Raw genomic sequence first — 14,618 nt, forward strand, 5'->3', positions numbered from 1 at the left:
TATTTTGTTACAATGCAAGTAAATAAACATTTGGAGAGGAATGCACTGAGCGAAAGTTACGTGTATTGATATCATGACAAAAATTTTAGTAGTAGATGACGAACCGGCAATTTCAACATTATTGAAGTATAATTTAGAACAAAATGGCTATCAAGTGTCAATAGCATCGGATGGTCAATCAGCATATGAACTTATTGGGGAACAAACTTTTGATGCTATTCTACTTGATTTGATGTTACCTGTTATGGACGGCATGACAGTGTTGAAAAATTTGCGTCAAGATAAAATAACAACCCCTGTATTACTAGTTACTGCTAAAGGTGATGAATTTGATCGTGTGTTTGGACTAGAATTAGGAGCAGATGATTACATTACTAAGCCATTTAGCCTAAGAGAAGTGTTGGCACGATTAAAAGCTGTTCTGCGACGATCACAGACTGAGCGCTCAGATGCAGATAAACCAGATGTTATTGAAATACAAGATATTGTGATTGATGATAACAAAAAAATTGTGACTAAATCTGGTAAAAATTTGACTTTGACACCACGAGAGTATGAACTTTTATTGTATTTTTCACAAAGAGTTGGTCGTGTGATTGATCGTGAAACGATTTTAACGGCAGTATGGGGTTATGAATTTGTTGGTGAAAGTCGCATGGTAGATATGCATATTAGTAATTTACGAGAAAAAGTTGAAAACAACCCAAAATCACCACAAATATTAAAAACTGTGCGAGGTTTTGGTTACACAATGGTCAATTAACAATGTAAAGATTGATTTACATTGCTTTACATAACGATGACGATTTTAGGTTGCTTTCTTTGACACAAGGTGCGTAATATATGATTTGTAAACAAGGAAAGGCTACCAAGAGCCTCTACTACAAGCCGAGTTTACATTACATATGCTTCCACGCGAAGCCTAAACAAAGGGAGAAGTGTTCATGAACAAAACGATTATTGGCGTTGCCGGTGGTGTAGTTGTTATCGCAGCAGGCATAGCTATTTATGCCAACTCTAATTCACACACAGATAAAGCCACTACGGTTGCAACGACAAAAAAGTTAAGTGGTAAAGTACTATCACTTGGATCAACAGCCTTACAGCCATTGGCCGAACAGGTTGGCACGTCTTTTCAAGAAAAAAATCCTGGTGTGACGATAACTGTTCAAGGCGGTGGATCTGGTGCGGGCTTGAGTCAAGTAGCTAATGGCTCTGTCCAAATCGGTAACTCTGATGTATTTGCGGAAGAAAAAGATGGCGTTGATGCTTCCAAGTTAAAAGATCATCAGGTGGCTGTAGTTGGTATTGCGCCTGTGGTCAATTCTGATGTACAGGTGTCAAACATTTCTAAGACACAATTACGTGATATCTTTACTGGTAAAATTACTAACTGGCAAGAAGTTGGTGGTAAGGATGAAAAAATTGTTATTATTAACCGTGCAACTGGATCTGGCACACGTTCTGTATTTGAAAAGAACGTGTTAGATGGTCAAAATGCTGTACAATCAACTGAACAAGATTCCAATGGTACCGTTCAAAAGATTGTATCCACAACACCAGGCGCCATTTCATACTTGGCTTTTGCCTATCTAGATGCATCAGGGATTAAGGCTTTAAATGTTGATAAAGTAACACCAGACAAGAAAAATGTTGAAGATAATTCATGGCCAATTTGGGCATATGAACATATGTATACCAAAGGCAATGAATCAGAAGCAACAAAAGCATTTTTGAAGTATTTTGCTACCAAAGAAGTACAAAAGACCATTGTGCCGAAATTGGGTTATATTGGTCTGACTGATATGAAAGTAACACGCGATGCAACTGGTAAAGTCGAAAATAAGTAAATGATTAATATAGTTTTAATGCCGCGAAAGCGGTTTTTTTTTGTTATGATAGTTATATCAGGAGAGGCATATGATAAAAAAAATACTTAAAGGTTTGTTATTTTTAATTCCTAACATGATAATTAGTGTGATATTAGGGAATATGATGTCTTTGAATCGTCAGCAATGGGTGATTATGATTTTTTTTCTGTTGATTGCGACAGCAAGTGGCATATGGATAGCACGATTTTGGGAAGTTGGTCAGCAGACAGAATTGCAAGTCATGAAAAATCGTATGTTGGCTACAATTCAGGGCCAAGAGCCTAGGGGTGTATTGACAGAGCCAAATTCGCCATATTATGATTTGATCAATCAATTTAATAATTTACAAAACTATATTAAACAGACACAGCAAACTGCACAACGCGATGTGACGAATTATCAGTCACTACTTGCAAGTTTACCAGTTGGTGTCATTAATGTGAATCGACGACATGTCATTGATGTTTTTAATGCAACTGCTGCAGATTTATTAGGTATACAACAACCTAAAATACCAGTTGCAGAAAGTTTAGTGATTAAACAATTCACACTATCGGAACTAATGACGCAAACTTTTAATACGCAACATAACCAACAATCTATTTTAAATTTACAAATAAATGGCGAGGTAAAGCAATATGAAGCTAGCACACTTTATCATCAAAATGATCTGAAACATGCTGAAGTAATGATTATTATATATGATTTGACATCTGTTTTACAGGTTGAACGCATGCAATCTGATTTTTTGGCTAACGCCTCACACGAACTTAAAACACCACTAACTGCAATCACCGGTTTTGTAGAAACTTTACAAGGACCCGCAGGTGAAGATCCAAATACACGCAAGCAATTTTTACAAATTGTTGCTGATGAATCAGAACGTTTATCATCGCTTGTTATTGATATTTTGTCATTGTCTCGTGTGAAACAAAAAAATGACGTCGTAGATACAAAACTAATTATTAAAAACTTAGTCGATGAGCAATGGCAACATATGAGTGCAATGGCAGCGACGAAAGATATTACTTTCAAAAACAATGTGTCGCAAGATTTTGTTGTGCACGGCCTAAAAAATGACTTGGAGACAATTTTACAAAATTTAATTATAAATGCTGTGAAGTATAACAGACAAGATGGTGAGGTTAGTGTGACCGTGTATAAAGACCATCAACATTGGCAAATTAATATTAAAGATTCTGGTATTGGCATTCCTAAAAACCAACAATCCCGGATCTTTGAGCGCTTTTATCGCGGTGATGAATCGCGGCAAAGAACAATTGCTAGTGGAACAGGTCTAGGATTGGCAATTGTTAATGAAATTGTTAGTAAGCACAATGGTGAAGTGAAAGTAAATTCACAAGTCGGGGTGGGAACCACTATTAGTGTTACTTTGCCTTTGTAAATATTTTCTTTACCTAATCTTTACAAAGTGCTGTTAATACATTTACATGGTTTTAAGATAATGAAGTAGTAGTAGTTTAATCTTGGGAGGCATCATCATGTCGAAATCGCATCGCGGAACAATTATAATCACAATTGTGGCCGTTAGTATTGCAGCAGCACTTGGAACTGCTTATGCAACACGAGACAAAAGTACTTCAGGAACATCGATTACGGCTGTTGGTTCAACAGCTTTACAACCGTTTGTTGAAGCAGCAGGTGAAGAATATGCAAAAATTAATTTAGGCACCTTTGTTAACGTGCAAGGTGGCGGTACCGGAACAGGCTTAAGTCAAGTTTCGCAAGGTGCAGTAGACTTAGGAAATTCTGACGTTTTTGCGGAAGAAAAAGAAGGTATTAATGCTAAGCGGCTGGTGGATCATCAGGTAGCCGTTGTTGGTATTGCACCATTGTTGAATAAAGACATCGGTTTAAAAGATTTATCAACCGCACAGCTGCAAGCAATATTTACCGGAAAAGTAACAAATTGGCAACAAATTGGTGGTAAAAATAAAAAGATTGTTATTATTAATCGCGCAGCGGGATCTGGGACACGTGCAACATTTGAAAAGTGGGGCTTGCTTGGCAAACAAAGTATTGAAGCACAGGAACAAGATTCTTCAGGCATGGTACGCTCTATTGTAGCAACGACACCAGGAGCTATTTCATATGCAGCTTTTGGCTATATTGATGATACAATTGTAGCGGCTTCAGTTAATCATGTGTCACCATTAAATAAAAATGTTGCATCAGGTATGTATCCTATTTGGTCATACGAACATGTCTATACCAAGGGAAAACCAACGCCAACTGTTGCTAAATTTCTGAATTACTTAACGTCAAAAGAAATTCAGAGTACATTAGTCCCAAAATTGGGATATATCTCGATTCACGATATGCAAGTGACTCGTGAGTTGAATGGTAACATTATAAAAAAATAATTAATTTATACGAATTGTTTAACAAAGTTGGAATACAAGAAAATTAATGCATTTGATGTTGTTTGATGACTACGGAGTAGTCATCTTATGTGACAATATTTGATGCTATGGAGATAAAATGGATAACATTACACAGAAGTTGATGCAAAAGTCTGAATCAACAAAAAAAGATTCACTAGGACGAGCTGTGAGTTTGGCAGCTTTATCGTTAATTGTCATTGTTGTTATATCGATTTTTGCTTTCGTTATGAGTCGTGGCTTATCAACATTTTTCCATGATGGCGTTCATGTCAAAGACTTTTTATTTGGTTCAACATGGAACCCATCAGTAGTTAATCCACAAACTAAGCAACCTTATATAGGTGCATTGCCAATGATTTTTGGATCGTTTTTGGTAACGTTCCTAGCAGCAATTGTAGCGACACCGTTTGCTATTGGCACATCGTTATTTATGACTGAAATTGCTCAAAAGCGTGGCACAAAAATTATGCAACCGATTATTGAGCTGTTAGTTGGTATTCCGTCTGTTGTTTATGGGTTTATTGGACTGACAGTTGTTGTGCCATTTATTCGGAGTGTTTTTGGTGGTTCAGGATTTGGGATTTTATCAGGTACAATTGTTTTGTTCGTGATGGTCTTACCAACAATTACATCGATGACTGTCGATACGTTAAAGTCTGTTCCTAGACACTATCGTGAATCAGCATTGGCTATTGGTGCTACTCGTTGGCAAATGATTTATAAAGTTGTGCTCAGAGCAGCAACACCAGGTATTTTAACTGCCATTGTCTTTGGTATGGCGCGTGCCTTTGGTGAAGCACTAGCAGTACAAATGGTTATCGGCAACGCAGCTTTGATGCCTCATAATTTGACATCACCCGCCTCAACGTTAACATCAATTTTGACTATGGGAATTGGTAATACTGTGATGGGATCATTACAAAATGATGTGTTATGGACACTAGCAATGATTTTGTTACTAATGTCATTGGTATTTAACTTAGTTGTACGTGCTATTGGGCGCAGAGGAGAGATGAAATAATGAATGCAAAACGTGCTGATAAAATAGCCACAGGTGTAATTTATGCGATTTCTGGGATTGTTGCGTTAATTCTGATTGCCATGCTTGCTTTTATTTTGATTCGTGGTGTACCGAATTTATCATGGCACTTTTTAACATCGCCAGCCAGAGCATTTGAAGCTGGTGGTGGTATTGGTATCCAATTGTTTAATTCTTTTTATTTACTGATATTGGCAATGATTATTAGTTTTCCAATCGCTTTAGGTGCTGCTATTTATTTGAATGAATATTCAAAAAAAGGTAAATTCACAACGGTTGTCCGTACAGCAATTGAAATTTTAAGTTCTTTGCCTTCAGTCGTTGTTGGGTTGTTTGGATTTTTGATATTTGTTGTTCAATTTCATTTAGGGTTTTCAATACTATCAGGCGCAATTGCACTAACTTTTTTTAATTTACCTCTGTTGACACGTTCAATTGAAACAAGTTTAGCTCAAATTCCAAATTTGCAACGTGAAGCTGGTTCTGCATTAGGTTTGTCACGTTGGGAAACAGTGATTCATATCATTTTACCAGCTGCAGTGCCCTCAATTGTGACAGGTGTTGTATTATCTGCAGGTCGTGTTTTTGGTGAAGCTGCCGCTTTAATCTATACAGCTGGACAATCTGCTCCTGCACTAAATTTTGCAGACTGGAACCCATTTAATATTTCAAGCCCGTTAAATCCTATGCGTCCTGCCGAAACCTTAGCAGTACATATCTGGAAGATTAATTCTGAAGGTATTATGCCGGATGCGAATGCTGTATCTGCGGGTGCCTCAGCAGTTTTGATTATTGTTGTGTTATTGTTCAACCTTAGTGCACGTAAAATAGGTGCACAGTTATACAAAAAATTGACCAGTGCATAACAAAACTAGAATGACAAATGCGAATTTTATGTCATTAAAAAATTTTTAAGTCACTTAGTTATGGAGAAAAAATGGTAAATAATATCGAGTTAAAACCAGCCAGTGAATTTATTACTGAAAATATGCCAGAACGTTATATTTATGACCTGAGTGCAGGCGACCATGAAATTGCAATATCAACAAAGGATTTACAAGTGAGTTATGGTCAGAATTTGGCATTAAGTGAAGGTGATTTGTCATTTGAACGTTATAAAATTACTAGTCTAATAGGTGCGTCAGGTTCTGGTAAATCAACATTTTTGCGATCATTAAATCGTATGAATGATAGTGTTGCGACGGTTAAGGGTAATATCATGTATCGCGGTGTCGATATTAACACTAAAGCGATCGACGTATACGAAATGCGACGTCACATCGGTATGGTATTTCAACGTCCCAACCCGTTTGCCAAATCTATCTATAATAATATTACTTTTGCACTGACACAACGTGGACAATATACTAAACAAGAACTTGATGAAATTGTTGAAACAAGTTTGAAACAAGCAGCCTTATGGGATCAAGTTAAAGATGAGTTAGATAAATCAGCATTAGCGTTATCAGGTGGACAAGCACAACGTCTGGTTATTGCACGAGCATTGGCTTTGAAGCCAGATATTTTACTTTTAGATGAACCATCTAGTGCACTTGATCCAATTTCATCTGCGCAAGTTGAAGATACATTACTTAAGTTGAAAGATCAGTACACAATTATTATTGTGACACATAATATGCAACAGGCGGCTCGAATTAGTGATTATACAGCTTTTTTCCATATGGGAAAGGTGATTGAATATGATTTGACGCGTAAAATTTTTACAAGACCAAAAGTTGCACTGACAAATGATTATATTTCGGGGAACTTCGGATGACAGATATTAAACAAAAAAATATACTTGAAACACGTGATGTAAAATTATGGTATGGTCAAAAAGAGGCGTTACACGGCATTAACTTAAATTTTCCAGAAAAGGGAATTACAGCGCTTATTGGTCCATCTGGCTCTGGAAAGTCTACCTATATTAGAGCAATAAATCGTATGCATGATTTAGAGGATAATGTGACAGTAACTGGTTCGTTTGACTTTAAGGGAACAGACATTTATGCACCAACAACAGATACTGTTGATTTACGTAAGCGAATCGGCATGGTCTTCCAACAACCTAACCCTTTTCCTTTCTCTATTTATGAAAATGTTATTTTTGGTCTTAAATTAGCTGGTGTCAAAGATAAAGCTGAACTTGATGAGGCTGTGGAAAAATCGCTTAAGCAAGCATCAATTTGGGAAGAAGTTAAAGATGATTTGCATAAGTCTGCTCTTGGCTTGTCAGGTGGACAGCAACAACGTGTCTCACTTGCGCGCGTTTTGGCAACTGCACCAGAACTATTATTATTAGATGAACCAACATCAGCTTTAGATCCAGTGTCTAGTCATAATATTGAAGAAACGCTATTGAATTTACGTGATGACTATGCCATGATTATTGTTACACATTCAATGTCACAAGCATCACGTATATCAGATCGTACAGCTTTCTTCCTAAATGGCGATCTTATTGAGGTTGATTCAACTAAGCACATTTTTTTGAATCCCCAAAGTCAAGAAACGCAAGATTACGTTAGTGGTCGATTCGGATGATTTTAGAAACAAACAAGGTTTAATTCACAATAATATAGATAGAGCGATGAAAAGGAGAATTAACATGCGACGATTATTTGATGAAGAACTAGCCGATTTAGACAATTCATTTACAGAAATGGGTATGCTTGTTGCCCAAACTATTCAAAAATCCGTGCAATCATTTGTGGATCACGATCGTGAGGGTGCGAAAGCCATTTTAGAGAATGACCATCAAATTAATGAACGAGAAGCAGCTATCGAAAAGAAAACTTTTGAAATGATTGCTTTGTACCAACCCGTTACAACTGATTTGCGCGAAATTGTTACGATTTTGAAAGCAGTTTCTGTTTTGGAACGGATGGGAGATCAAGCACGTAATATCGCTAATTCGACTATTCGTGTTAAGGGAACAAAACATATTTCTGGTGTTGAAAAGGCACTTGGTGAAATGGGCGAACAAGTAGCAACAATGGTCTCAACTGTAATGGATTATTATATTAAAAATGATGCTTTAGGAGCTGAATCCATTGCCGAAGAAAATCAAACTTTATCAAAGCGTGCAGCCCAAGTGCGTTTTGATTCAGTTGAGGGCATGAAAGAAGATGCTGAGCTAGTTGATTCAGCAGCTGATTATTTGGTGATTGCTGGTTATTTGAAGCGTATCGGGGATTATACGACAGACATTGCAGAATGGATTGTATATAAGCGTACAGGTAAGATTATTGAGCTGAATCCAGGATACAATTATTTTATTTAATGATGCATCGTTTGATGACTCATTGTAACTTCAAATGAACGACTAGACGAAAGTTTAGTCGTTTTTATGTCTACTGATGGAAAGTTTTGGTATAATAAGGGTGTTGTACATTACTTAATAAGTGCGTTATGTCAATATGTTAAGCGCTTACAGTAAATGACAGTAGGAGGGTATATGCGTTTTTTTGCACGTTTAGCGACAACAATGTTAGTTTTCTTAGTTATTTCGTCACTTTTTTCAGAAGCATTTCGTGTTGATAATTGGGTGACAGCTTTAGGGGCAGCGCTGGTGTTAGCGGTATTAAACACGATTATTAAACCCATACTAACGCTTCTGACATTACCATTAACGTTTATAACATTTGGTTTATTCACAATTGTCATTAACGGTATTATGTTAGAAATAACTGCAGACCTTGTTGGCGGTTTTGATTTTTCAAGTTTTAGTTGGGCAATATTTACAGCAATTATTTTGTCAATTGTCAATACACTGTTGACACCTAATTTGCACGCACACGTAGAAAGAAAATAAAATGGCACAAAATTCAGTTACAGTAAAACAATTAGTAGATAACACGCGTTTAGAAATTGTAGCAGGTAAACAATATTTAGAACGCATCATTACAACAGCAGATATTTCACGACCTGGGTTAGAAATGACCGGTTATTTTAATTATTATGCACCAGAACGTGTGCAATTGTTGGGTATTACGGAAACGTCCTTTTCGGAACGCATGGGCCACGAAGAATTACTGATGGTTTATCGGCGAATGGCTGATCCAGTAACACCAGCATTTGTTGTGTCAACAGGATTACCAATCAGTGATGAACTTAAACAGGCAGCAGATGAGGCTAAAATTCCAATTTTAACATCGACTTTAACATCATCACGTATTTTATCAAATATGACTTACTATCTAGGTGGCCAATTGGCACCACGTGAAAATGTTCATGGCGTGCTTATTGATGTTCACGGTTTGGGTGTTCTAATTACTGGGGATGCTGGTATCGGTAAAACAGAAGCTGCGTTAGAATTAATTCAACAAGACAAAGCAAGATTAGTCGCTGATGATCGTGTTGATATTTATCAAGAGGATGAGGAGCGTTTAATCGGCGAACCAAATGAAGTCTTGCGTAACATGATGGAAATTCGTGGTGTTGGCATTATTGATGTGCAGCAGGTGTATGGCGCAGTTTCTGTGCGATCACATGCAACGATTGCGCTTAATATACATTTATCAAATGGTAAAATTGGTGAAGCTAATTTTGATCGTTTGGGCAATGATAATGATACACTTGAAATTTTAGGTGTGAAAATTAAACGTATGGTAGTTCCGGTGACGCCAGGTCGTAACACTGCAAGTGTTATTGATGCAGCAGCAGTAAAATTCCGCACTGCTAATATGGGCATTGATGCATTGAAAACACTTGAAGAGCGCATGTCAGCCGAGATGGTGAAAAATGAAAAAATAGATTTGGAGAATAAACATGACTAAAATAGCGGTACTTGGTGCTGGGTCTTGGGGAACAGCATTGGCAAATACGGCAGCTGAAAATGGTCATGATGTGCGCTTATGGACACATAACTCAAATCAGGTTGAAGAAATTAATCAGCAGCATACGAATGTGAAGTACCTGCCTGATGCAACGTTAGCTGCCACACTTGTTGCAACTAATGATATGTTTTTGGCAACTGAAAATGTCGAAATTGTATTGAGTGTGGTACCTACTAAGGCTGTGCGCGAGGTAGCCAAAAAATTAGCTACTGCTCTAAAAGCACAGTCACACACGGTAATTTTGGCACATGCCACCAAAGGTCTAGAACAAGGCTCATATAAGCGCATATCTGAAATGATTGCAGAAGAAGTGCCAGAGGCTTATCGGTCGGCGTTGGTTGTTATATCTGGGCCGTCTCATGCAGAAGATGTCATCAAACATGATTTAACAGCTGTTTCAATTGGTAGTTCAGACGAATCAGCTGCTCAGTTGTTACAAAAAACGTTGTCAAACAAAACTTTTCGTGCGTATACGAATCATGATTTGCTTGGCTCAGAATTATTTGCGGCTTTAAAAAATATTGTTGCAATTGCTTCTGGCGCTTTAATTGGTTTAGGGTACGGTGTTAATGCACAAGCAGCCTTATTGACAAGAAGTTTGGTAGAAATGCGTGACTTGGGAGCAGCTATGGGTGCTAAACCAGAAACGCTTTACGAGCTTGCTGGTATTGGTGATTTAATTGTAACAGGCATGTCACCAAATTCACGTAACTATCGTGCAGGTCTAGGTTTGGGCCAAGGGAAAAGTTTACAACAAGTGACCGAGGAAATGGGTATGGTCATTGAAGGTGTCAATACAACAAAAGCTGTTTACGACTTTGCAAAAACCTATCATGTTGACATGCCAATTACAAATGCAGTATATCAAGTTTTATATGAAAATAAATCGTTGCGTCAAGCGATTGCAGATTTAATGGCAAGACCATTGAAATCTGAAGATTAGCTTGGTGCATGAACTAATGAATAAGAAAGAGAGTGACTAAAATGAAACCAGTACGTAAAGCAATTATCCCAGCAGCAGGACTAGGCACACGCTTTTTGCCAGCTACAAAGGCATTAGCTAAAGAAATGTTACCAATTGTCGATACACCAACAATAGAATATATTGTACGCGAGGCCATTGCTTCAGGAATTGAAGACATTGTGATTGTTGATGGCAAATCAAAACGTTCAATTGAAGATCATTTTGATTCAAATCCCGAACTCGAAAATAATTTACGTGATAAGGGAAAAGATGAACTACTAAAAATTGTTCAAGAAACAACTGATATTAACATGTATTTCATTCGTCAGTCTCATCCTAAGGGACTTGGGGATGCTGTATTAACAGCAAAAGCTTTTATTGGTGATGAACCCTTTGTTGTCTTACTTGGTGATGATCTAATGGAAGATGATGTACCATTAACGAAACAGTTAATCGAACGTTATGAAGAGACAGGAGAATCAACTTTAGCGGTTATGAAAGTACCCCATGACCAAGTTTCTGAATATGGTGTGATTGATCCTGCGGCAGAAGCTTCTGATGGTTTATATCGTGTCAAATCTTTTGTTGAAAAGCCAAAGCCAGAAGATGCACCATCAGATTTAGCTATTATTGGTCGATACTTATTAACACCAGAAATTTTTGAAGAATTAGAAAACACGCAACCGGGTAAGGGAAACGAAATTCAATTAACGGATGCTATTGATTCATTAAATAATCGGCAACATGTTTATGCGCATGAGTTTAAGGGTAGTCGTTATGACATTGGCTCAAAAATTGGTTTTTTGGAAACAAATATTGAGTTTGGATTGAAGCATCCACAAACAAAAGACCAATTACGTGCCTATATTAAGGAATTAGCAGCTAAATTGTGAGATTTATAGCTCAAATATGTGTTTAATGGTAATAATAGTTAATGACTTTTTCTCGACAAAATATTGAAATACGTGTAAAATTAGATGTACAAAAAGTAAGTGAAATGAGGTCTACTGAATGGAAAAAGATAAACAGTATGATGTTGTGATTATCGGTGCAGGACCTGCCGGAATGACTGCTGCTACTTATGCTTCGCGCGCGAATCTATCTGTTTTGATGTTGGATCGTGGTATTTACGGCGGTCAAATGAATAATACGGCTGAGGTTGAAAATTATCCTGGTTTTGATTCAATATTGGGACCGGATTTATCAGAGAAAATGTATGCTTCATCGACACGTTTTGGTGCTGAATATGGTTTTGGTACAGTAGAAAGTATTGAAATTGACGGACACAATAAAATTATTACGACTGATATGGATCGTTACATTGCTAAAAGCATTATTATCGCTACCGGATCTGAACATGTTCATCTAGGCACTGATGGTGAAGAGGATTATCAGGGCCGTGGGGTTAGTTACTGTGCTGTATGTGATGGTGCTTTTTTCCGAGATGAGGACGTTGTTGTTGTTGGTGGTGGCGATTCCGCTATTGAAGAAGGTTTATATCTGACGAACTTAGCAAAATCAGTCACGGTGTTACATCGTCGAGATAGTTTACGTGCTCAAAAAATTATTCAAGATCGCGCTTTCGCTAATGAAAAAATGTCGTTTCGTTGGCACACAGAAGTGATAGAAATTACTGGTGATAGTGACAAAGTCACTGGTGTTCGTGTGGTTGATAATCAAACGCATGAAATATCTGAAATTAATACAAGCGGTGTTTTTGTGTATGTTGGTTTAAAACCGAACACGCAAGGTTTTGAAAATTTGAATATCACAAATGATGAGGGTTGGATCATTACTGATGAGCACATGCGAACAACCATTCCTGGTGTATTTGCAGTGGGGGATGTCCGTGCCAAAGAATTACGACAAATTACAACAGCTGTCGGCGATGGTAGTATTGCAGGTCAAGGTGTTTATGACTATGTTAGCGCATTACCAGTTGCAGTAAATGAACAAGTTATCTAATCGCTTTTAAAAGACAAATTTGAAAAAATTGTCTTTTTTTATTGATTTCTTTTTTATTAATTTTTTCCATTTATTTCTCATAAAAATGCTTTTAACCTTACAATAATAATTTTTGAAAAAAATGAAAATTTATGAAAATAACTATTTGTTATTTTCATTTTGGAAATCGTTTGACATTTAAGGTGCAAGCGGTTACAATTATTTGTGTCAAGATGCACAATATAAATTGTTTATCTGAAAAAGGAACCGGTTCTATTAAGAGAATTCGAGGAGAAAATCATGCAAAGTCAGGATAAATGGATTACCAAAATTGCGTTTTTAGGTATTTCATTCATGTTAACTAGTGCTTATGCTATTAATGGGGCGATGCCTCAAATGACAAAAGCGCTGGGAGTATCAGCTACACAGGTACAAGCGTTAGCGACAACACCATCAATTGTGGTGACAGTGTTTGTCTTGCTCAGTTCATTTATTGCAGCAAAATTAGGTGACAAAAAAACAATTATGCTAGGCATGCTGTTAGTTGGTTTTGCTGGTATCGTACCGTTTTTTGTGACATCATATCCTATCATTCTTGTATCTAGAATGGTCTTGGGTGCTGGATTTGGTATTTTTAATTCATTAGCTGTATCAATGATAGCTGTCATGTATCAAGGGCAGACACGTGCAACGATGCTTGGATGGCGTGCGGCTGTTGAACAAATTGGTCAAGCTGTTTTGACTTTCATCGCTGGCTTGCTTTTGAATTTTGGTTGGCAAACAACATTTTTAGTTTATTTACTAGCTTTTCCAATTTTGTATCTTTTTTATGTTCGGGTACCAGATACAACAGAAATGTTAGCTGCTGATCAGAAAAAGGACGAAAAGGCACATGTTCAAAACACTGCACCTCAAAGTATTAGTCCCTTAGTATGGGTATTGACACTTTTTGCAGCCTTCATAGTGATTGATTACATGGCGATTCAACTCAGTTTCCCATTTATGGCACAAAACTTAGGTGTTAGTGGTTTGCTAGTTTCAACAATTCTGTCACTTATGCTCGTTGCAGCAATGGTGGGTGGCCTTGTATATGGCGGCATGCAAAAATTATTTGGCCGGTTTACACTACAAGTTGGTTTGCTATTGATGGTACTATCTAATTTCTTAGTGGCATTTTCAAACGGTAATTTTGTTATTTTGACAATAGGTGTATTATTAATTGGTTTCCCAATGCAACTAATTTCACCATTCATTTTTAGTCAACTACCTAATTTGGCACCTTTAAAAAAGCAACCATTTGTGACATCTATTGTATTAATTGGTTTTAACGTTGGTGTGTTCGTTGAACCGTTTGCATTATCATTGTTGGCCAAAATAATGGGAAACGAAACAAGCAGTGTTTCTGAAGCAGCCTACACAACAATTCCATTGCTTGGCGTAATTTTACTTGTTATTGCAGGAGTCACGTTCATTACTAATCGTAAACGTGCTTAACAACATGTTTTAAAAATATGCGCCTTAAGGTGGCGCATTATAAGTAGCCTTGAATTCATTATC

15 protein-coding genes are annotated in these 14,618 nt (G+C 37.1%); all 15 read left to right on the plus strand.

Going from position 1 to position 14,618, the window contains the following annotated elements:
• The first annotated feature begins 73 nt into the window (after window positions 1-73).
• The 15 genes from K5Q14_RS00380 to K5Q14_RS00450 all read left to right on the plus strand — a co-directional run bounded on the left by K5Q14_RS00380 (window position 74) and on the right by K5Q14_RS00450 (window position 14,555).
• Entirely contained in the window at window positions 74-763 is a 690-nt protein-coding gene (locus K5Q14_RS00380; RefSeq protein ID WP_281419668.1) for a response regulator transcription factor, read from the plus strand.
• Window positions 764-944: 181 nt separating this feature from the next.
• Window positions 945-1,850 carry a phosphate ABC transporter substrate-binding protein gene (locus tag K5Q14_RS00385; RefSeq protein ID WP_220733856.1) on the plus strand — a complete coding sequence of 302 codons (906 nt, stop codon included), beginning with the start codon at window positions 945-947 and terminating at the stop codon, window positions 1,848-1,850.
• Window positions 1,851-1,920: 70 nt separating this feature from the next.
• Entirely contained in the window at window positions 1,921-3,276 is a 1,356-nt protein-coding gene (locus K5Q14_RS00390; RefSeq protein WP_220733857.1) for a sensor histidine kinase, read from the plus strand.
• Between the two features lie 97 nt (window positions 3,277-3,373).
• Window positions 3,374-4,255: a phosphate ABC transporter substrate-binding protein PstS family protein gene (locus K5Q14_RS00395; RefSeq protein ID WP_220733858.1), complete on the plus strand. Its 882-nt coding sequence runs from the start codon at window positions 3,374-3,376 to the stop codon at window positions 4,253-4,255.
• A gap of 118 nt (window positions 4,256-4,373) precedes the next feature.
• Entirely contained in the window at window positions 4,374-5,297 is a 924-nt protein-coding gene (gene pstC / locus K5Q14_RS00400; RefSeq protein ID WP_220733859.1) for a phosphate ABC transporter permease subunit PstC, read from the plus strand.
• Window positions 5,297-6,181, plus strand: coding sequence for a phosphate ABC transporter permease PstA (pstA, locus tag K5Q14_RS00405; protein WP_220733860.1), 885 nt, complete (start codon window positions 5,297-5,299; stop codon window positions 6,179-6,181). The genes pstC and pstA overlap by 1 nt, the downstream gene beginning before the upstream one ends.
• 71 nt (window positions 6,182-6,252) lie before the next feature.
• Window positions 6,253-7,092 (plus strand): phosphate ABC transporter ATP-binding protein PstB, encoded by an 840-nt coding sequence (gene pstB, locus K5Q14_RS00410; RefSeq protein WP_220733861.1) that lies wholly within the window; start codon window positions 6,253-6,255, stop codon window positions 7,090-7,092.
• Entirely contained in the window at window positions 7,089-7,859 is a 771-nt protein-coding gene (gene pstB, locus K5Q14_RS00415; protein WP_220733862.1) for a phosphate ABC transporter ATP-binding protein PstB, read from the plus strand. Before pstB (K5Q14_RS00410) ends, pstB (K5Q14_RS00415) begins: the two co-directional genes overlap by 4 nt.
• Before the next feature lie 64 nt (window positions 7,860-7,923).
• Window positions 7,924-8,598 carry a phosphate signaling complex protein PhoU gene (gene phoU / locus K5Q14_RS00420; RefSeq protein ID WP_220733863.1) on the plus strand — a complete coding sequence of 225 codons (675 nt, stop codon included), beginning with the start codon at window positions 7,924-7,926 and terminating at the stop codon, window positions 8,596-8,598.
• Between the two features lie 174 nt (window positions 8,599-8,772).
• Entirely contained in the window at window positions 8,773-9,129 is a 357-nt protein-coding gene (locus K5Q14_RS00425; RefSeq protein ID WP_220733864.1) for a phage holin family protein, read from the plus strand.
• Between the two features lies 1 nt (window position 9,130).
• A complete protein-coding gene (hprK, locus tag K5Q14_RS00430; RefSeq protein WP_220733865.1) occupies window positions 9,131-10,093 on the plus strand; it encodes an HPr(Ser) kinase/phosphatase in 963 nt (320 codons plus the stop codon).
• On the plus strand, window positions 10,086-11,096 hold the full coding sequence (locus tag K5Q14_RS00435) for an NAD(P)H-dependent glycerol-3-phosphate dehydrogenase (protein WP_220733866.1): 1,011 nt from the start codon (window positions 10,086-10,088) through the stop codon (window positions 11,094-11,096). Before hprK ends, K5Q14_RS00435 begins: the two co-directional genes overlap by 8 nt.
• Before the next feature lie 41 nt (window positions 11,097-11,137).
• Window positions 11,138-12,010 (plus strand): UTP--glucose-1-phosphate uridylyltransferase GalU, encoded by an 873-nt coding sequence (galU, locus tag K5Q14_RS00440; RefSeq protein WP_220733867.1) that lies wholly within the window; start codon window positions 11,138-11,140, stop codon window positions 12,008-12,010.
• A gap of 118 nt (window positions 12,011-12,128) precedes the next feature.
• Window positions 12,129-13,082 (plus strand): thioredoxin-disulfide reductase, encoded by a 954-nt coding sequence (gene trxB, locus K5Q14_RS00445; RefSeq protein ID WP_220733868.1) that lies wholly within the window; start codon window positions 12,129-12,131, stop codon window positions 13,080-13,082.
• A gap of 279 nt (window positions 13,083-13,361) precedes the next feature.
• Window positions 13,362-14,555 (plus strand): MFS transporter, encoded by a 1,194-nt coding sequence (locus tag K5Q14_RS00450; RefSeq protein ID WP_220733869.1) that lies wholly within the window; start codon window positions 13,362-13,364, stop codon window positions 14,553-14,555.
• The last annotated feature ends 63 nt before the right edge of the window (window positions 14,556-14,618 follow it).

The sequence above is a fragment of the Leuconostoc inhae genome (genome assembly GCF_019656015.1).
Taxonomy (GTDB): Bacteria; Bacillota; Bacilli; order Lactobacillales; family Lactobacillaceae; genus Leuconostoc; species Leuconostoc inhae_A.